Here is a 19,595-nt window from a genome sequence, read left to right as displayed (position 1 = left end):
GATGTTTTAATTAAGAAGATGAATAATAAAATGCATTGGTTGTTTACGGCAATCATAACTATTCAAGCTTTGGCTGGGTGGGGACAATCGAGTCCGTTTGGAGAGGTTCCAGAGCAAGAAGCTTTTGAGGGACGTAAATTTGAGTATGAGTTTGAATTATTGAATAGCCCTCCAAATGGGGAACAGTGGCTGTTTCGATTGGATATGCAGTCTTTGGAAAAAGGCATAGTATTGCAAAGCATGACAAGCCCTGTGATAAATTGGAGTCCAGGGGAGGAGGATAATGGCATTCATGAAGTTACTGTATTTGCTAGTTCTTCCATTGGAGATTTTGAAAGTAGTCTCAGAATTCGAGTTGTGGAAGTGAATTCAGCTCCAAGTTTTACTATTTCCAAAAAGATATTGGAACAGCTCGAGGATGACGGTAGCGTTGTTTATGAAAATTTTGTGATGGATCTCTTTGACGGAGACCAAGGGCTTCAAAAAATGGAATTTATTCTTTCCGCTACCAACTTGGAGATGTTTGCTCAAGAGCCTTTTATTGACGCAGAAACCAGGCAGTTAAGATTTGAGCTTGCTCCGAATCAAAATGGGATATCGGAAATAATGGTTTACTTGAAAGACAATGGAGGCACTGACCATGGAGGAATTGATTTCAGCGCTACGGATAAGTTTTTTATCAATGTTATTCCTGTCAATGATCCACCACAGATCAAGCATGATGGAGATATTGAGATTTATGCCAATGAGAATTTGGATGAAATAAAGTTTTCGGTGATAGATCCTGACAAGGATGACGAGGTCTCGTTGGTTTTTGACTTTATTGATGAGAATGAAATTATTTATCCTGAGTCAATTGAGTTGGAGAAGCAGGAAGATGGTTATGTTATATGGTTGGAAAATAAGCATGGAAAATCGGGACAAGCGGTATTGAAATTGCTGGCTTCGGATGGAGGGTTTGAGAATGCCCAAGATAGTATTGTGATTAGTATTCTGCCTATTGAAATCGATCCGGATATTCCCACTATGTTCACTCCCAACGACGATGGAGTAAACGATGATTGGGAAATACATAATCTTGATGCTTATGAAAACAATGAAGTGAGTGTGTATACTCGTCATGGGAAATTGGTGTTTCACACTAAATACTACAACATCGAAAATCGCTGGAATGGCAAAGGCCAAAATACGGGCTTGGTGTCAGAAGGCGTGCATGTATATAAAATTGATTTAGGAAATGGGACAGTGCTAGAAGGTTCTGTGTTGGTGAAAAAATAAAAGAATGAAGAAATTCTACATATTATCAGTAATCATTTTGATGGCAATGTCATGGAAGTTCGCGCAAGCGCAGAGTCAGACGCCTTTTTTCTTAAAATATCAAAATCCGCAATTGATCAATCCCGGTTACTCTGCGATTGACGACGCTCTTTCAGGGCATGCAGGGATTAAGATGACACCTACGGAAAACGAAACCTTCCAAACTTATTTTGTCAATGTCGACTTTCGCATTCCATTTAAGGAAAATTTGGATGAACCGATCATGAACACTCGTAGAGGAAGCAGTACAGGTAAAGTTATCGAAGAGCAAAAAAGCCAAGTGTATAAAAATGGAAGTCGTTATCACGGATTTTCATTGGCTGTTATCAGCGATAATTACTTTGATATGAATCAAACTCAAGGACAGTTGGCCTATGCATATCATATGCCGGTTAGTTTGAAATCGAAGCTTTCAGCTGGTTTGGGCTTAAAATTCATGAGAAATAATTTCACGAATTCTTCTTGGTGGGTGAGGGATGAAAATGATCGTGTATATGAAGATGTGGTTAGTAACGAGCCTGTGGGGTCTGATATGTATTTAAGTGGTGGAATTGTATGGCATGGCAAAGATTTCTTTTTGAGCTTTTCCACTGATCAATCTATTTATAGATCTGAAAATTCTTTTGGCAGTGTTGAGCCTCAAAATAGTTTTACCTTCGGAGCTGGTAAAAGCATAAGGCTATCAAGAAGGCTTGATTGGGACAATTCATTCTTTTTAGGAGTTCAAAATGAATATATCGAGCCGGTGCTGAATTCGCATTTCAGATTCGACAATCAATTGTCATTTGGCGGTCAATTTGACTTTAGGGCTTATTCATCATTTGATGTGTCATATCGTTTTGGGAAATCTTTGGAAGCGAATTATGTTTTTGTCATGCCTATGCAAACGAAAAATTCTTTAAAGGGGCATTTGATAGGCATAAAATACAGATTGGGTAATAGTCAGGAAGCATTAAAAAGCGTATGGTAATGAAAAAGTGGATATTATTGACTTCTATATTATTGTCAAGCCTAGGCTTGAAAGCTCAATATCATCAAGTAGAGCAGGTTGTTGAAACAGCTTCGGAATGCGAGGAAATCCGTCCTATACTTTCTGATGACGGGAAAGTACTTTATTTCTTAAGAAATCTGTGCAACCAGTCCACTCAACAAAATATATGGTATACGGAGGTGAAGAATGGAAAATGGACAGACCCATTCAAGGCTGATAATTTGAACAATGACTACAATAATTCCATCGTAGGTGCAAGCAGGGATGGCAAGTTGTATTTGGTGAATCAATATGCTGGAGCCAATAAAATGGGCATAGACAAGGGAATTGTCAGGGCTAGCTATGACAAGGATGAGTACCGATGGTTGTTTGAAGAGGATATTGTTGAGTTTAAGAAAGCCTTTGGAATTAAAGGCAAATTAGGATATTCAGATTACTATGTTTCGCTTGATGGCAATACTCTGATTATGACTGCCGACTTGGAAGGCGCTGGTCATGAGGACTTGTATATAAGCTATAGAGAAAATCGTTATTTGGCTTGGTCATCGCTGGAAAAAATGTCGGATGAAATCAATTCGAAGGCTAATGAATTTTCCCCGTTTTTAAGCAGGGATGGCAAGAGCTTGTTTTTCTCATCGGATAGAGAAGGCTTAGGCAGCGCTGATATATATGTTACAGAGCTTGATGAAGATGGCAATTGGGGAACAGCAACGATGCTTCCTGAACCGATAAATTCCGTTTTTTTTGACGCTTATTATTTTGAGAATGATCATGGGATTTTCTTTTCAAGCAATAGAAATGGAGAATTAGCTGATATATATAGAACGGCTCGAATTGTCGAAAAAGACACTTTAGTTGAGAACACGATAATCGATGAGGAAGAGGAGGTTAAAGTCGTTGCTCCGAAGGAATTTGTTGTTTACTTTGATATGAATGCTTCTAGTGTGGAAAATGCCCAGGTTGAGAAAATCAAGAATTTTATTTCGACTTATGTGGAAGTATTGCCTAAAAAGGTTCGAATTTATGGATTCGCAGATCCTGTTGGTAGCGATAAGTATAATGCGCGATTGTCCAAGAAAAGGGCGAAAAGCGTTGCCAAATACTTGGAAAAGCAGTCGTTTGAAATTCTTGAAGTTGAAGGAAAAGGTGTGTTGAATGAGGATAATGCTAGAAAAGTAGTGATATCATTTGAATAGAAATCATTAAAACTATTTCCAAACATGCCAAGCTCTATTTTAGATGAAACAGTTGATCAATTAACTTCGATCATTGATTTGTGCATAGAGGAAGAGAGTCCTTTGGGCTATTTTCCTGCTTTGTATAGACAAGTAACATTGAATGTGCGAAAGGCGGTTCAAAATCGCGAGTTTGAAGACAATGAGAGAATGGAAAAGATGGTGCATGGTTTTGCAAACATGTATATTGAGGCTTTTCATCAATTCAAGAGAGGGGAGAAGCCGTCATTGCCTTGGAAAATTGCTTTGGAATCAGGAACTGTGAATAGGATACCCGCTTTAATGCACTTGATCCTAGGAATGAATGCGCACATTAATTATGATTTGGCTATTGCATCAGTCAATACAGCAGGGAGCTCTAGTATAAAGTCTTTTCAGTCCGATTTTTTCAAAATTAACGAAATATTAGGAGCAATGATCGATTCCGTTCAGGAGAGTCTATCAAGAGTATCTTTGATTATTTGGCTGGTTGACAAACTATTCCGAAAAGGGGATGAAAAATTGGCCGGTTTTAGCATGGATATAGCCAGAGACAAGGCTTGGGATATGGCTAAGATCATAACTTTTTGCAGCGAAGAGGGACAAAATGATTATTTGCAAATGCGACAAGAAAAGGTGCAAAGTTTTGCTGAAAAACTGCTTAAAGACACTAAATCTGTATATCGTTGGGTATGGAAATTCGAGAGTGGGTATAAGCCTTCAACGATTATTAAATCCATATCGAAATAAAGAAGTGGAGAATAATCACCACTTCTTTGGCTTTAACTACTTTCCTTTTTTGGGTCTGAATGGATGCAACCAATAAGCGAAAGGCATAACCTTGCGAGTTTGGATCCATACTTTTCCTTGGCCTCTGAATCTACACACAAAGCCTTCTCCCGAGAAGAAAAGCGATTTGTAGCCGCCGACTTTTGTGATGTCATATTCCAGACCTTCAGTAAACCCAACAATGTGTCCAGTATCAACTACATAACCTCCGTTAACATCGATAGGAATAATACCGCCATAGCTATTGAACCATAGATCGCCTTGTCCTGAGCATTTTATCAAAAACATGCCTTCACCTGAAAAGAATGTCTTGCTCAGTCCTTGAAATTTCGTTTCCGTTTTCACATCCATGCTGGAAGCTACAAAAGCTGAGTTTTGCAGATATATTGACTCTCCATCCAGATACACATGTTCCATATCGCCTGCCGATGCCGGAGCTATGCCAATCTCTCCGCTTCCATTTTGAGCGGTGAACTCATTGATAAAGAGGGATTCTCCCGTTAGAAGTCTTCCAAGTCCGCCTTTCATCTTGGTTTTCATGTTGATATTGGTGTCCATGGTAGCCATGGCGGAAGCTTCGACTCTTAACGTTTGTTGAGAAGGAATTTTTACCGTTAAAAATGAATAATCAGGCCTGCATTGAATGTCAAAGTCAAGTCCTTGTTTTATTTCTATATTAGCTGTTTCCATCATGATTATTTTCTAGGCTTTAACATAGGTGATAGGGCATTGCCTAATGAAGAAGGATTATGGGATTGGCACCAAAGTTTGCCTTTTCCTTTGAATTTGCAAACCAAGCCCTCGCCTCCAAGAAAAGAGCTTAGCCAGCTGTTTCCTACTTTGGTTACTTCATAGCTCAGCGAATTTTCAAATGCTACTATATGTCCGGAGTCCACAATATACTCGTCTTCAATATCCACACTGTATATAGCGCCGTAAGAGTTGATGATAATATCTCCCTCTCCGCTGGTTTTGATCCAAAACATCCCTTCTCCCGAGAAGATTCCTCTCAACCCTTGCCAGTCAAGGTCAACTTGAACTCCAGGGGTAGATGCGACATATGATGTTCCTTGAATGGTAAGCCCGTTTCCTTCAATCTTATGCGTAAACATGTCACCTGAAAATGTCGCTGACAAGTAGAGATTGCCTTGATTCGAGCTAGTCTCATAATGGTTCAAGAAAAAGCTTTCTCCTGAAATCATTCTTTTTATACCGCTTAAGATACCGCCTTTTTTCTTTTGATAAGTCGAGGTAGTCATTGAGATACCTTCGCTCATGGCAATCATCGCCCCAGCTTCAGCCGTTAATTTATCTCCCGGTTCCATTGATATATTCGCAACAGAAGCTCCAGGTCTCATTTCAATGTCTATGTTCATTGTAGTAAAAGTCTAAAATTTAATGAAAAAAGCGATTTACCCATGAAGCCAACCCTGTTAAGCTTCTTGTTTGAATTACGATTTTACCAGTGCCTTCTATTCGCGTCACAAAACCTTCTCCGCTGGTAAGGCTTGAAATCAGACTGCCGGATAATTGTGTTTTTAATTTTAGTTGAGGTTCGTAAGAAACCAAGTGACTCGTGTCTACAATGAACTCGCCAGTTACTTGCTTTTCGATAAGTCCTCCATAAGCTCCGTATACAATGGTTCCGGTTCCTGAAGCGACTAATCTGAAGAGCCCTTCTTTGGCGATAAAGGAGTTAAGACCAGCGTATTCAATGCCGATGTTGACATCTGGCGTTGAGCATATGTATGCGCCAGGTTGAAGATATATTTTCTCGTCATTCAACTCTTTTACGATCATGTCGCCGGGAACACCTTGTGTGATTGTTAATCTTTGAGGTTCTGATGACGCATTATTGAAATGATTGACGAAAAGGCTTTCTCCTCCAAGGAATTTTCTAGCGATACCTTTGAAAAAGCCTCCATTGAGCTTTGGCTCTACCCCGATACGAGTGGACATGCTAGCCATAGCGTCTGACTCAGCTATAAGAGTTTCTCCGGGCGCTATGTCTATGTCAACGTAGGCAAAAGCTGGTTGGCCATTAAGCGTGATTTTCATGATTGATTAATTTGATGATAAATAATCTTGAAGAATATTTTTAAAAATTGAATAGTCTGGTTGATTTGCGAAGTCTTGTTTTTTATTTGCTGTGTGGTTTTCCAAACTCATAGCCAATGTGTTGGATCTTTCTGTTGAGTTTGGGTGAGTGCTTAAGAAATCGAGTATTTTTAAAGACTGTATTTCTGAATTTCCCAGTGAGTTGAAGAACTGGATCATGCCATCAGGATTGATATTAGCTGTTAAGAGCAAATTCAACCCGTTATTGTCGGCTTCGCTTTCAAAATCTCTAGAATAACTAAGCGTTTCAAGGTTGTCGGCATAATGAAATATCGAGTTGACCAGCAAAGATTCATCTCCCAAGTATATCGCCAATAAATCGAAAATTCCAATTTGATTTAACATGCTTCTTATGTGATGTCTTTCAGTAACATGGGAAATCTCATGAGCCATTACTCCGAGCACTTCCTCCCAACTTTCCGCATGTTCCAATAGTCCAGTATTGATGATGACTGTTCCACCAGGCAAAGCGAAGGCATTCACCTCTTCGTTAATTACCATATGGAATTCAAATTGAAAACCTTCTTCTGTATGTTTTACTAGAGATTGAATTCGATTGTCAAACTTATGATTAAGGCTGTCGTCTTTGACTATTTCTTGTGAATAAGTTGCTATATCGACCAAATGCTCGCTAAGCATTTTTTCATATTTAAAAGGCACGGACTTAGCGACTTTCTCGATGATTAAACCTTTGAATAGAAAAATACTTAAAACCAAAAATATCGCAAGCGTAGGCAAACCGTAGATAATACTTTTCCTTATGTTGAAAGTCTTATGTATGGCTTTCACTTGTTCTTGAACAAAATCATTATTGGCTAAATTGGGATCGTTGAGGATATCGCTGTCGCTAGTATGAAAATGCCAGTCAGGCCAATCGACATGTGAAAAGTATATTAATCTATTGCCGGTCCCTCCAAAGTTGATTTTCAAATCTTTGAGTGGAAGTTCTATAAGGTGGCTTTCGGTGGAAAACACAAGTTTATTTCGTTTGACATGTATATTTCCAGAATATCTATTGGGTTCAAGCTTGTCATTCAAGCCGATCGCGTCGTAAAAATCTTTCATTATTTATTATAAAAAATATATTCAAATATATTAAACATTTACTGAAAATGATTAATTAATATGAAAATAATTTGATAATATTTAATTAAGTGGTTGTCATGTTTTAAATATGATCAAAAAATATAGCAAATACGCTGATTAAAATCATTTGAATGAACCCAAAATATATTTCAAATTTTAATCGACTGACAAAAAAGTAAATAGAATAAACATAATATGTGATCAAAAACTCTACCAATACATTTGGTTAAAGTTGATTTGTATATTTATTTATAAATAAATTAAAATTTTGATTACAAAGCTGTATAAATACTCACTTAAATATAAAGCGATATTTATATAAAAATGAAGTTAATATTTTTTACTTTTTTGATATTTTTAAGCTGTTTTGGCGCTATAGCCCAAAATAGCAATGTTAAGGATAATTTGGATCCGTTATGGGAAATTGAACAAAAAATCGAAACAGCTGTAGCCAAGATGCAGAGAAATGGCAATAGTGTGGATTTGGACAGTATTTCTCATTCTCTTGGCTCGTTCAGAAAGCATTCGCTTAATTACGCTTTCAATTATTGGCAAGCTTACGCCATTTACAAGAAAGCAGAGTTTTTGAAAGATGATCAAAACAATGATTCGAAGGTTGAGAAGCATTTAGAGAAGGGAATAGACATATTGGAAAAAATACCTTATAAACATGCTGATGATTATATATTGATGGCTGCTTTTAGGGTTTTGAAACTGCAGTATGAAGACATATACCTTATTCCATTTTCTTATGACGCTATTGAGTCCAGCCTTCAGAGAGCCTTTGAGCTTGACGATCAAAATGTCAGATATTTTTTAGTGAAGGCTCAATATCAAGAGTCTAAAATTCAGTTGTTTTCAGATAAGAATCTTTTGGTGGAGAAGAGCTTGCTTCAAGCAATAGAATTAAGCCATAAATCCTCTCCGAGAGTGAATAACAGACCAACCTGGGGAACAGAGCAAGCTTATATGTCCTTGGTGGAATTGTATAAGGAAATAGGCGAGGTAGTGCAAGCAAAGCAATATTTGAACGAAGCGAATCACTTTTTTTCTAAAAATTATATGGTGAAAAAGCTTGATTTGGAGCTTAATCTAAACAATAATCCATATTTCAGGCATTAAAATGTTTATATTTTTATTTTTTATTTTATTTATAAAATAAAAAATATCTTTTTTTTTGAATAATATTAAGTAATAAATATTTTTTATTGACTTAATATGGATTAATCATAGTCATTATCATTTCTTGATTGAAACAGTCGACATTTCACTTTATCTTCGACTTACCTAACTTTTTAATGAATATGATAGAGTGTTATAAGACTAAAAATTTCTTGTTAGAATATAATGAGAAAACGAAAATTCTTCACCAAACATGGGTTGGTTTCATGAAATTGGAAGATTTTAAAAGATGCTGTGATGAGATCTTCAACGCATGCAGGGATTATGATGTTATAGCTTACATTAGCGATTCGACAAAGCAGTCCATAGTTCCTCAGGGTGGTGTGGAGTATGCCGCTAGATTATCTCCCAAGGTTAAGGAGTTTGGCGTGTTGTTCGAAACGCATGTGATCCCTGAAAATTTATTCGCTGAATTGTCTGTTGATAAGTATTATGAAGATGAGGCCGTGAATGGGGGTGTCGCTAATAAATTTGTTAGCGTAGAACAAGCTGAGAAGTGGATTTTGGAGAAATATCAGGAATCTGAAGCTTAGCGAATAGAATAAGCCGTCGTAAAAGCGATGGCTATTTTTTTTATTTTCCTAGGAATATATTAACAAGGATAATATATTTGCGGATTCATACTTTGCGGCTCCAATATTTCAAAATTGAGCGCGTTCAATAGAATGTCGGTGTTCGCGAAGCCATTTTTGAGGTTAATTACCAGAATTTCGACCATGAAACCTAAAACTACCAAAATGAACGCTATATATTACAGGGAAAAAGGTTCCGAATTAATACATGAAGAAATAGTACCTGCAGGCAAGATCATGAATTGGCTTTATGGTACTGTGGTGGGAAAAGCATCTTTGAATCTGTTGTTGAAAAGGAAGCTTATTACCCAGATTGTAGGTAAGTTCATGGATAGCAAGTTTTCGAAAAAGCATGCTTACGATTTTATTGAAAAATATAAACTCGACATGTCCGAGTATGAGCAAAAGCTTTATAAAAATTTCAACGATTTCTTCTATAGAAAAATAGTTCCGGAAAAGAGAGAAATAGAAAAAGGGCTTGTTTCGCCAGCAGATGGAAAAATTCTAGCGTTTCAATCGCTTTCCGATGTCGATAAATTTTGTATCAAGGGCTGCGAGTTTTCTGTGGATTCATTTTTATGCAACAAAGAACTCGCTGACAAATACAGAGATGGCGCTATGGTAATTGTAAGATTGGCTCCAACGGATTATCATAGATTTCATTTTCCAGCTGATGGAATCATTTCAGAGACGGAAAGCATCAAAGGACACTATTACTCAGTATCTCCGCTGGCACTGAGAAGGAGTTTGGAAATATTTTGTCGCAATCATAGGACGATTAGCACGCTTGAGACTAAGGAATACGGAGACGTAATGATAAGCGAGATCGGAGCCACGATGGTTGGAAGCATTATTCAGACATACAATGTGAATGATGAAGTGGCTAAGGGACAAGAGAAAGGGTATTTTGCTTTTGGAGGCTCTACATTGTTGATGTTGTTCGAGAAAGGTAAGGTCTGCATTGAGAAAGAGTTTTTGAACAATACTGAACAAGGGTATGAGACTAAGATTCAAATGGGACAACGGATAGGGGATACTTGTTAGGATTTTATTGCAAGTTTCACTGATTTTGAACCTTAAATGATCTGCGGATGGCGAATAAAAGTTTGATAATTAAGAATTCTTCGATGAGCAAAGAGCTGAAGGCTTTAGGCTTGTTAATGTGCACCGCTCAAGAATATCAATCACGTTTTGATAAAGTTCTAAAGCCTTTGGGAGTTTCGACATTGCAGTTGCATATTTTGCATGAATTGTCTCATAGTGAAAATGGTTCTTTGACAGTAAATCAGGTCAAGGATTTAATGGTCGAGGATAGTCCAAATATATCAAGAGCATTGAATAAGTTGATGTCAAATGGCTTGATCGAGAAAATTCGAAGCAAAAAAGATCAAAGAGTTGTTTACATACGATTAACTGAAGAAGGAAGTTTGATCCATGATAAAGGAGACTCGGTATTGTGTCCGCTTCAGTCTTTGAATTTGAAAGAAGACGATGTGGCATTATTATTTGATTTATTAAAAAAGCTAGGTTGATTTTTTCATAGCTTTCATATTACTTTTTAATTTATATCCCTTCTCCAAACGAAGTGTCTCATTGCGAGTTGACAATATATATTCATTGTTATTTGCTATTTAAATAGAACACAAAAAACTGTGCTGGCAAATTTCTCAGAAAGAAACAAGGCGACTAAAGCAAAAGCTTCTAGAAATATTCGCAAAGGCAAGTTAAGAGAGCCACTAAATACTGATTTCTCAAGTAATCATGTTGTTCAAAGAGCTGTTGGATTTGAGGTGGAGTTTTGCAACTGGTATGTTGCTGAAGCTTTAAGTCAAGAAGCATATGACAAGTATGATTTTTTCTATAAAAATTCCCGTAGATTGGGAAAAGGCAGAAAGATTCTTAAAAATAATCGATTTATGCTGGAGGGAGAAGATGTCGATGATTCCTATTCTTGCATGGAGATCGTTAGCGAACCCTTTAGCGAGGATGAAGAAGGTTTTGCAGAAATGATGACTTTTTTTCAAGAATTGAAATTGTTTGTGGAAGTTCTAAGACAACAATACGCAGATGATAAAGTGCATGACAGACCGAGGTCTCATTTGGCTTGCTTGGAAAAAGCCGGCTTGGGACAATTATTGATGCCAATGGCAGTTACTATGCAATATTCCTTTTCTGATAATATTACTATTCGACCCCAAAGCACTATGGGAGTTCGAATGAGTAAATTGTTTCATTTTTTGCGAGATATTGGTGTTGGATATGATGATGAGTCCAGAGACGAGCAAGCTCGGAAACATGCGGGTAGAGTGTTTACTGGACAATCCAATGCAAAAGCTTATTCTTACAGTACTAAGACGATCGGTAAAGCGAGTATGGTGAGCCAACTTGCATTAAGCAGATATTTAAAAGATACTGATGGGTTAGAAGATCTGAGTGATGATTTTCGGGGCTTTTTTAATTTAGTTGTCTACTATCTAATCGCAGGTTCAAGAGCTATACAGCAATATCCAAAAGCATTCACAAAGGTTATGGCAAGAACGGATTTTGCAAAGATGTTTCAATTGTTGCCTGAAGAAGAGTTTACTTGGTTTACTAAGGAAGGCTGCCAAGAATGGAAAAATCTGATTGCTATATTGACTGATGAGGAAGTATTTGGTGTTGAAAGAAAGGATTGGAAGGACTTTGAAGAAGTCACTGGAATTGAAGGTTTCGATTCTAGAATTCGACATTTTTCGCTTGAAAATCCTTTTTTCAGCAAAGGAACTTATGCCAATCGGTTGATGTACGATACTCCTACATATGTGATGAGTCAGTTGACGAGCGGTGAATGGTTGAAAAGCATTCCCGAAGGTAGGGATTTGTTAACGAAAAAACATTACCCGAATAAGGGAAGGGCTTGGCGATTATTTTCTTTGGGAAGCATGCATGAACATACTGATCATGATAGAGAAGGTGATTTGCCTATATTTGAGATGAGAGGGTTTGGGAGCAGCGCAGATGTAGTTGAACTAGCTGATAACCTTAAAAAGTGGTATGTTTATATCCATGAACTTAATCAGGGACATGATTATAAGTTTGGTGAAGATCATCCATTATTGGCTGCAGAGTCTTGATTATTTTATCATTTAAATTTAAGGTATGAAACATTTTACGCATATTTCTAACCCTTTGGTGAATGACAAGTTCGCTCAATACCCTGAGCATGTTCAAGTGAAAATGAATTATTTAAGGCGGTTGGTGATTGAGGTAGCTGAGGAGTCGATAGAGATAGATTTTTTAGAGGAGACACTTAAATGGGGAGAGCCGAGTTTTATTACTAAAAGAGGAAGCACATTGAGAATTGATTGGAAAGAAAAAGCACCTGATCAATATGCAATGTATTTTCAATGCACTAGCCGTCTGGTCGTGACTTTTCAGCTGATATTTGGAAATTTATTCCAATATGAGGGAAAAAGGGCAATAGTATTCCCATTGAACCATAATGTTCCTGTCAATGAATTGAAAATGTGCATAAAGGCAGCTTTGGTTTACCATGATGTTAAGCATTTGGAGACATTCGGAATTTGATGGATTATATATTAATAAGTTAATGAAGCTTGATTTTATACTTATGGCGTATAGAATCGAAGTCAACTCTGAGCAAGTCAAGGAATGGCAGGTTGTGAAAAGGAAGCGCTGATTTCCCATTCTTGTAGGCGATGCTAAATTTATAGAGTTTATCTGGATAAAGCATAGTGCCGGCAATCAATACCCAAAATAGGTATATAGATTTTTTCCCATTGCCAAAGAGATAGAATTGAAGTTTTATTTCATCCAAAATATTTGTGTCATATCCAGTCAAAATATGGTAAATATCGTGTCGTTCAGATTTTTTCAATAGCTCAAAATTGTTTTTGTCTAGAAATAAGCCTAGTTGTTTTCCCAAACTATTTTTTGGAAATGCTAATAAATCAGGTTTTGTAAGGTTCCATGGCTTATTGTTTTTAAGTTTTCGGTAACTCTCATTGCTTATTTCAAAAAGGAAATTGATTATTTTATCTCTCATTTTAAAGTACTTTGAATGGCAAAGTAAAATGAAATTTTAATTTATTGCAACGAATCATCAGATTTATATTGAAAACTTGATGAAGTTTTATTTATATGTTTTTATAGATTATATATTTTTTCGATATAAAATTTTAATAAGCAATGCAGTTGGTATATGGAATATTTTTTACAAATAGTTAAAATTTTAATTGATGAAATTATATCATTCTTTGAATTATGGCAACTCTTTTAGTTGGCTTACCTGTGCTCTTAGTTTTTATTCTAAATACGCAATTTTATTATTTTTTTATCATTATTAAGTGAAATTTAGCCTAATGATAAAAAGGAAATAGTATATTTAATCCATGTAATTCGCAATATTAGGTTGAGTTGGTCGAAATAAAAAAAGTATAAGACTAACTCAAATAGTATTGTATTAAGACTTTGTATAGAAACTGATTTTGATATGGATTATAATATAGTGAAAAAAGAGATTGGAAACTTATTGGAGGGCATTGCTCTTTTGGAACAATTAATTTATGCTAGAATTGAAACCGATACAGATCTTTATTGGACAGATATTATCCAATTAGAGCTGGAAGAGCAGAGTAGGCTTGGGAATATGGCTTTGCAATATAATTTGTCATCCGAGGATATTCTGTCGATTATATAGTATCGGTGGTCTATAGTTTGTATACTGACAAATTGGAAAAATTGCTTGTAGACAGCAGGTCCGGTTCTGAAAAAACGGAAACTGGTAAGTTCGCTCCAACTCTTAGAACTTTGATTTTTTTGATGTGCGGGAATGAAGAACAGAATATTGTCGAGCAGTTTATCAACTTAACCAATAGCAATAATCCGTTATGGCTTCATGATATTCTAGAGTTGAAGGAAAGCAAATATGGGAGGCAAAATGATTCTTTTTATCTTTCCAATGATTTTTTAAGATATCTCTATGGAGGTGAAAAGCCTAAGCTTGATACAGGAGTGAATTTCCCCGCAAAATACAGTTCTACGAAGCTTGATTTTGAAGATGTGGTGTTGACTGAGTCAACTAAAAAAGAGCTTAAGGATGTTTTCAAATTTTTGGAAGTTCACAAGAAAATAAAATCAAGTCCTTCTTTGAAAAAAGTAATCAGGGAAAGTTATGTGGTAATATTTGACGGAGAACCAGGAACCGGAAAGTCGATTACAGCCAAGACTATAGGCAAGAAATACGGAATGCCCACATATTCTGTCAACCTGTCTAAAATGGTCTCCAAATACATTGGTGAAACAGAGAAAAATCTCGAGAAAGTGTTTGATCGATTTTCCGGCAAGGAGTGTATTTTGTTCTTTGACGAAGCGGATTCAATTTTTGGAAAAAGGACTGAAGTCAAGGACTCTAAAGACAGATTCGCAAATCAGGAAACAGCCTATTTGCTTCAGCGTATTGAGGATTTTGAGGGATTAATTATACTTGCGACAAATATTAGAGATATGCGTCAAACGCTTGATAAAGCTTTTTTGAGAAGAATCAGAAGAAAAATTACTTTTAAATTTCCTGATTATCAGGAACGGCTTCAATTATGGGACAATTCACTGCCTGAAGGTTTCTCTTTTGAGGAAGGCCTAAAGGAGAAGTTGGCGAAGAACTTTCAATTAACGGGAGCTAATATTTCCAATATCGTTTCCGATGCGATTATCGACGCTTTGTATGTCGATAACGTTGTTATTGGATTCGATATAATAGAGCCATTGCTGAAGTTGGAGTTTCAAAAGAGGGATATTCCATACGGGCCTTGCACGGATGATCAAGCCCAACGATCGCCGGAAAGAAGGTATGGCAAAGCAGTGCTGACAGGAAGAAATTTTTAATCATGAATCTCAAGTCGAGTTCACAAGAGAGTTTATATTGTTATTTTTTAAATCAGAGTGATGTACGCAGAAAAAGAACTGGAAAGCAAAGAAAAAAATAATACTGAAGATAAAGACGGTATTGGCTCCCGTAAAAAAGTTAAAAGCGCTCCTTCAAAGTCCATTCCTGGGAAAGTGTACTATCAAATATTTGATAAGAAATATTATTACCATGTTGCATCAGGAGACAATATTTATGGTATAGCTTCAAAAGTGGGTTTGCCAGACATTTCTAATTGGATGTCATATCTCGGGTTTTCCATAAGCGAGACTGGGAAAATTATCGATTCTAATGGAGTGGAAAGATGGCTGGAAATAGGAGAAGCAATAGCGGTGCCTGCAAGTGGCATTTCTGATTTATCGCCAATAATTTTTGACGGAGTATTCAAAGGAGCTGTTAGGAGTTATAATGCGAACCATCCGTTGAAAGATGACCAAGTTGCTGAAAGTTTTGACCCTTTAAATGCAAGTTATACAAACTTCAATGTTTTTTCGTTGCCGGCTTCAGATTCAATTGAACTATTGAATTCAACTCATGAAGATGTTGAAAGCCAAGTAGAGGAATTATTAGAGCTGACCAATGAAGAGAAAGGCGTTAAGTTGGCTAAGATAGCTCCATATAATGCTAAATTGGTAAAGAGAGTAATTGATGAGACATCCGCTTTTAGTGATAATGAGCTTGTTTGTACCATACTTTCGCATATGTCAACTGCAGAAATTGCAGCTTGCTCGAGTGAAACACTAGACTTGTTCTATAAAATTCTGGATACCTACTGGGGTTCGACGGATTTTGATGATCAAATGATGGTAAAAATCAAGCCATTGATTAGAGAACGAAAACAAATAGAGGAAAGCAGAACAAATAAAAGTTATGATACTCAGAAGCTAGCGGCAGATTTGAAAAAAGCCAGCGCTCAAATAGCGCAAGGAAATCTCACATTGGAGAACTGGTTGAGAAAAACGCTGATTTTGTTAAATCAAGATTCTGCAAGCGAGGAGCTTGTAAAAGCGTCTTATCTTGGAAACTTTGATTATGATATGTCCCAAATTCAAATGGCAATACATGTTAGAAGCGAAGACTCATTCATTTATGTTCCTCAAAAAGGCGACATGCTTAATGGAGAGGTGCTTATGATTGGCAACAGTATGTATTATCAAATAGGAAGTAACGATACATTGGGGGGGATTATAAGCAAGCTGGGAGTTAACAAAGATGCTGTTATGGAATTGAACGGTTGGGAAAGCATCTTGAAAAGCGGAAAAGTGGTCCCAAAAGGTTTACAAGGAAGAGGCCGATGGTTGCATCCATCTGAGAGAATAAAGATCCCTGATGCATTTCAATTAGAAAAATTAACACATTATTGGTATTCTGATACTGAAAATGGCGAGTTTGTTCGCAAAGGAGTGGATAATAGAGCAAATGACATGGTAAGCCAAGCTCAAATCAACATTCTTAAGGATCAAATTATAAATATATTGGACAGCGAGTCAATGTTGGATCGTCTGGATGAGGGTAAAGAATTGGTGCAAAAGACTCTTAAAGGACAGCCTGTTCATGAAGGAAGATTTATGACTGCATTTTTAGGAACTAAAAATGTCCCCTTCGATCAGTATGTGCTTGATATGTTAAAAAAGAAAGTGCACATAGAATTTGATACATCTGGCAAGGATATTTTACTTCGAAATGATTTGTATAGTGAATACACTCGGCAGAGAAATAATACGATTAATTCTTACATTAGTAGTATTGATTCATGGTTTGTGGATTTTTCTTTGAGCCCGCTTCAAAAAATGGAAGCATTTAATAATCAAAAGGAGATAGATGAATTTCATTCTGGCGATGTCACAGTAAAGACCGGAGCAGTTTCTTTATGGGAAAATAATTCCATGGCAAAACTCGTGGCGCAAGCAAAACACTTTATGGCTCCTTGCTTAAAGTCGCCATATCATAAGAAAGACAATATAGATTTGTACCCTTTGTTTCAAGCATTGGCCTCTCTGAGGTTAAAAGCTTCGAATATCAAAGTTTTTTTGGAGGAATATGGAGGACGCGACGCGTTTTTGAAAGATATTGATAAAGCGAAATGTTTAGTGAAAACTCCTGTTGTCACTGGGTATTATACTTTTGGCATGCAAAGAATAGGTTTTGAATATCGTGAAAAACAATTATTTAGCGATGAGGAAAAGAACAATATCATAAAGTACTTAACTCCTAAGGTAATTTCCAGAAAAGAAGTTCTTGAGGACAAGAGTCATCAATTTAATTTGTTGTCGGATGGGACTGCTCCTAATTTCAGTGAGTTTGAACAAGGAGAATTTATTATCAATCAGAATGATGCCAATGCGGCAAGTTATTATGTAGTTAAGGATGGAGATACTCCTCATGGACTTGCTTCTAAGTATGGCATGTCATTTTCTCAGATGGTGAGGCTTAATGAACCGCATTGGAAAGCGATTCATAAAGATGGGAGAATATCATTCGCAGGTGGAAAGACAAGATACCTAAAGCCTGGAGAAGGCATAAGAGTGTCAAGAAGCGCGGTGATGCAAGCTCCGTATTATTATCACTTGATGGAAGGCCGAGCTTTTAAAATGGGCAAGAAGAAAATTGAGCATTTTGATGGAGCGTGGGAATTTGATGAGAATTCGTTCGATCCGGATGTGTTTGAAAACATTGTCATGACAACTTTTGGTAAGGAGCATAGCCTCAACAAAGACAGCGGTAGTTTGAGTTTCAAAATATATCTGAGAGGAGAAATAGTGGTTGCTTTTTATTTTGAAATTGGAGTGAAAGCAGAGGCATCAGTGGCAGTGGGAGACGATCGTTCTTTTGAGGTAAAGAAAAGCATTAAGTTGTATTTGAAAGAAGGGGTTGATCTCGGCGTGTTTTCCGGTGAAGCAGAGCAAAAGCTTAAAGGTATAGGAGGCACTGATGTATATGAATCTGTTAAACAGTTCGTAGTGGAGATGAACCATAATGTGTATGTCATGTATTTGCAAAATGGCGCTTATTCTTCGGACATGATTTCTTATTGGGATGACGAGGAAAATCGCGATATTCTATACAAAGAACATCAAAAACTATCTAAGACGCCTCCAACGAAGCTTGGTGCATCAAAAAAGGAAGGGTCGCTTGTAAATCATTCCTATTCCTCCGTCGAAGGTAAAAAATATGTGGGCGATAGAAGTGAAGAAAATAAGAGCGATAGATCAGAAGATTTCTATAAGAAGAACGGTTCAAGCGCTCAGCTAATCAATGCCCAGTTATATGACTCTAATCTATTATCTATTGAATACTCTAAAGTAAAGCATGATTCGAATTCAGATAATGACGGAGACTATATCACTGCTACTTTGACGTTGAGCAAGAATAGTCTAAAGACACTTTATTCAGATATAAAAGGAGGAGCTGAACAGCTCAAAGAAGGTAGTTTTTGGTCTTCAAAGGCTAAAGGAATTGTTAATAACTCAGGCTTGCTTGATTTAATAAAAACAATTTCAAAAGCTTTGCCTGATAAGAATGGCGGCCGAGATTTGCGCAAAAGCATTGTTCAGATCAGAGATGAAAATAAAGGAAAGAGCAAGGCATTGAAGATCTTAGGCAAAACATTTAGAACATCTTCTGATTCGGATTGGGACGTTGGTATTGAGATTGTTTCCCATTTTGTCAATGATGGTGGATATAAGCTTCAATTTACCAACGTTAATGGTTTTGGTGAATTTTCATTTGGCGTTTCCGCTCAGGCATCTTATGCAAAGATTGTCACTTTGAAGGCTGGTTTTGAGGCTGAAGTTGGATTGGAGCAAATGATTTATGAATCTCCAGGAACGGATACTTTGACTTATATTTCGACGATTTACAATGCTTTAAAATATCGATCTGATAAGATGGATGAACGACAAGAGCGAGAACGAATCATGAGCGAAGCTCAATGTTTTAGAAATGAAAAATGGCAAGCTTATCAAGCTTCTATAGAAGGTAAAAGCATCACTCAACAAGAGCAAGATAAAAGAATGTCAGCTTTTGAGGATGAAGAGTTGAAATACATTCAAGATCATTATTGGATTGATTATGAGACAGATGAAAGCCCTGCTTGGCAAGCTTATCGCGAGAGATATAATACTGCTTTGAATGAAATGGCTCGAAAGTTTTTTACGCCTATTTTTACAGCTAAGGATAAAAGTACATGGGACGGGATTGACCTTATGACTGTTGATGGCGATTTTATGAGAAAATATGCCGAACATGAAAGTCCTCAAGAGATGATTAATACTATGGGAAGTATTGACTTAAAAGATGCAAATTTTTCTAATTTAGAAAGTTTTGTATTAATTCATCTTTATAAAAAGCATCAGAAATATGCTTACGATTATTATAAATATAGTGACGGTATCTCTAATTAA

18 protein-coding genes are annotated in these 19,595 nt (G+C 36.7%); 13 read left to right on the top strand and 5 right to left on the bottom strand.

Features of this window, described 5'->3' with window-relative positions; genetic code table 11:
* Positions 1-18: 18 nt before the first annotated feature.
* From AABK36_RS22970 to AABK36_RS22955, 4 genes are read left to right on the top strand one after another with little or no spacing between them, the layout of a single operon-like run.
* Positions 19-1,278: a T9SS type B sorting domain-containing protein gene (locus tag AABK36_RS22970; RefSeq protein WP_309942985.1), complete on the top strand. Its 1,260-nt coding sequence runs from the start codon at positions 19-21 to the stop codon at positions 1,276-1,278.
* A gap of 4 nt (positions 1,279-1,282) precedes the next feature.
* Entirely contained in the window at positions 1,283-2,287 is a 1,005-nt protein-coding gene (locus AABK36_RS22965) for a type IX secretion system membrane protein PorP/SprF (RefSeq protein ID WP_309942983.1), read from the top strand.
* A complete protein-coding gene (locus AABK36_RS22960; RefSeq protein ID WP_309942980.1) occupies positions 2,287-3,504 on the top strand; it encodes an OmpA family protein in 1,218 nt (405 codons plus the stop codon). The genes AABK36_RS22965 and AABK36_RS22960 overlap by 1 nt, the downstream gene beginning before the upstream one ends.
* A gap of 24 nt (positions 3,505-3,528) precedes the next feature.
* Positions 3,529-4,272: a DUF5995 family protein gene (locus tag AABK36_RS22955; protein ID WP_309942978.1), complete on the top strand. Its 744-nt coding sequence runs from the start codon at positions 3,529-3,531 to the stop codon at positions 4,270-4,272.
* Between the two features lie 36 nt (positions 4,273-4,308).
* Here AABK36_RS22955 and AABK36_RS22950 read toward each other — a convergent pair whose 3' ends face one another.
* Genes AABK36_RS22950 through AABK36_RS22935 form a run of 4 tightly spaced genes read right to left on the bottom strand, consistent with a single transcriptional unit; the run spans position 4,309 to position 7,494 of the window.
* A complete protein-coding gene (locus tag AABK36_RS22950) occupies positions 4,309-5,004 on the bottom strand; it encodes a TIGR00266 family protein (protein WP_309942976.1) in 696 nt (231 codons plus the stop codon).
* Positions 5,005-5,006: 2 nt separating this feature from the next.
* Positions 5,007-5,687 carry a TIGR00266 family protein gene (locus AABK36_RS22945; protein ID WP_309942974.1) on the bottom strand — a complete coding sequence of 227 codons (681 nt, stop codon included), beginning with the start codon at positions 5,685-5,687 and terminating at the stop codon, positions 5,007-5,009.
* A gap of 19 nt (positions 5,688-5,706) precedes the next feature.
* A complete protein-coding gene (locus AABK36_RS22940; protein ID WP_309942973.1) occupies positions 5,707-6,369 on the bottom strand; it encodes a TIGR00266 family protein in 663 nt (220 codons plus the stop codon).
* Between the two features lie 6 nt (positions 6,370-6,375).
* The gene (locus tag AABK36_RS22935) at positions 6,376-7,494 is read right to left on the bottom strand and encodes a M48 family metallopeptidase (protein ID WP_309942972.1); all 1,119 of its coding nucleotides are present in this window, start codon (positions 7,492-7,494) and stop codon (positions 6,376-6,378) included.
* A gap of 345 nt (positions 7,495-7,839) precedes the next feature.
* On the opposite strand from AABK36_RS22935, the gene AABK36_RS22930 reads away from it, so the two are divergent.
* From AABK36_RS22930 to AABK36_RS22905, 6 genes are all read left to right on the top strand, one after another.
* The gene (locus tag AABK36_RS22930) at positions 7,840-8,637 is read left to right on the top strand and encodes a hypothetical protein (protein ID WP_309942969.1); all 798 of its coding nucleotides are present in this window, start codon (positions 7,840-7,842) and stop codon (positions 8,635-8,637) included.
* 266 nt (positions 8,638-8,903) lie between these two features.
* Positions 8,904-9,230, top strand: coding sequence for a hypothetical protein (locus AABK36_RS22925; RefSeq protein WP_338390354.1), 327 nt, complete (start codon positions 8,904-8,906; stop codon positions 9,228-9,230).
* A gap of 204 nt (positions 9,231-9,434) precedes the next feature.
* Entirely contained in the window at positions 9,435-10,313 is an 879-nt protein-coding gene (gene asd / locus AABK36_RS22920; protein ID WP_309942964.1) for an archaetidylserine decarboxylase, read from the top strand.
* A gap of 47 nt (positions 10,314-10,360) precedes the next feature.
* The gene (locus AABK36_RS22915; RefSeq protein WP_309942961.1) at positions 10,361-10,801 is read left to right on the top strand and encodes a MarR family winged helix-turn-helix transcriptional regulator; all 441 of its coding nucleotides are present in this window, start codon (positions 10,361-10,363) and stop codon (positions 10,799-10,801) included.
* Positions 10,802-10,921: 120 nt separating this feature from the next.
* Entirely contained in the window at positions 10,922-12,382 is a 1,461-nt protein-coding gene (locus tag AABK36_RS22910) for a hypothetical protein (RefSeq protein ID WP_309942958.1), read from the top strand.
* A 25-nt stretch (positions 12,383-12,407) separates the two neighbouring features.
* Positions 12,408-12,836, top strand: a complete 429-nt coding sequence (locus tag AABK36_RS22905; RefSeq protein WP_309942956.1) for a DUF1801 domain-containing protein — start codon at positions 12,408-12,410, stop codon at positions 12,834-12,836.
* A 19-nt stretch (positions 12,837-12,855) separates the two neighbouring features.
* Here the strand turns inward: AABK36_RS22905 and AABK36_RS22900 are convergent, their stop codons facing one another.
* Entirely contained in the window at positions 12,856-13,314 is a 459-nt protein-coding gene (locus tag AABK36_RS22900) for a Coq4 family protein (protein ID WP_309942954.1), read from the bottom strand.
* A gap of 447 nt (positions 13,315-13,761) precedes the next feature.
* Between AABK36_RS22900 and AABK36_RS22895 the strand changes: the two genes are divergently transcribed.
* From AABK36_RS22895 to AABK36_RS22885, 3 genes are read left to right on the top strand one after another with little or no spacing between them, the layout of a single operon-like run.
* The gene (locus AABK36_RS22895) at positions 13,762-13,968 is read left to right on the top strand and encodes a hypothetical protein (protein WP_309942952.1); all 207 of its coding nucleotides are present in this window, start codon (positions 13,762-13,764) and stop codon (positions 13,966-13,968) included.
* A 32-nt stretch (positions 13,969-14,000) separates the two neighbouring features.
* Positions 14,001-15,152: an ATP-binding protein gene (locus tag AABK36_RS22890; protein WP_309942951.1), complete on the top strand. Its 1,152-nt coding sequence runs from the start codon at positions 14,001-14,003 to the stop codon at positions 15,150-15,152.
* Positions 15,153-15,212: 60 nt separating this feature from the next.
* On the top strand, positions 15,213-19,595 hold the full coding sequence (locus AABK36_RS22885; RefSeq protein WP_309942950.1) for a LysM peptidoglycan-binding domain-containing protein: 4,383 nt from the start codon (positions 15,213-15,215) through the stop codon (positions 19,593-19,595).

The organism is Aureibacter tunicatorum (genome assembly GCF_036492635.1).
GTDB lineage: Bacteria > Bacteroidota > Bacteroidia > Cytophagales > Cyclobacteriaceae > Aureibacter > Aureibacter tunicatorum.
This window is presented reverse-complemented; position numbering and strand designations above follow the sequence as displayed.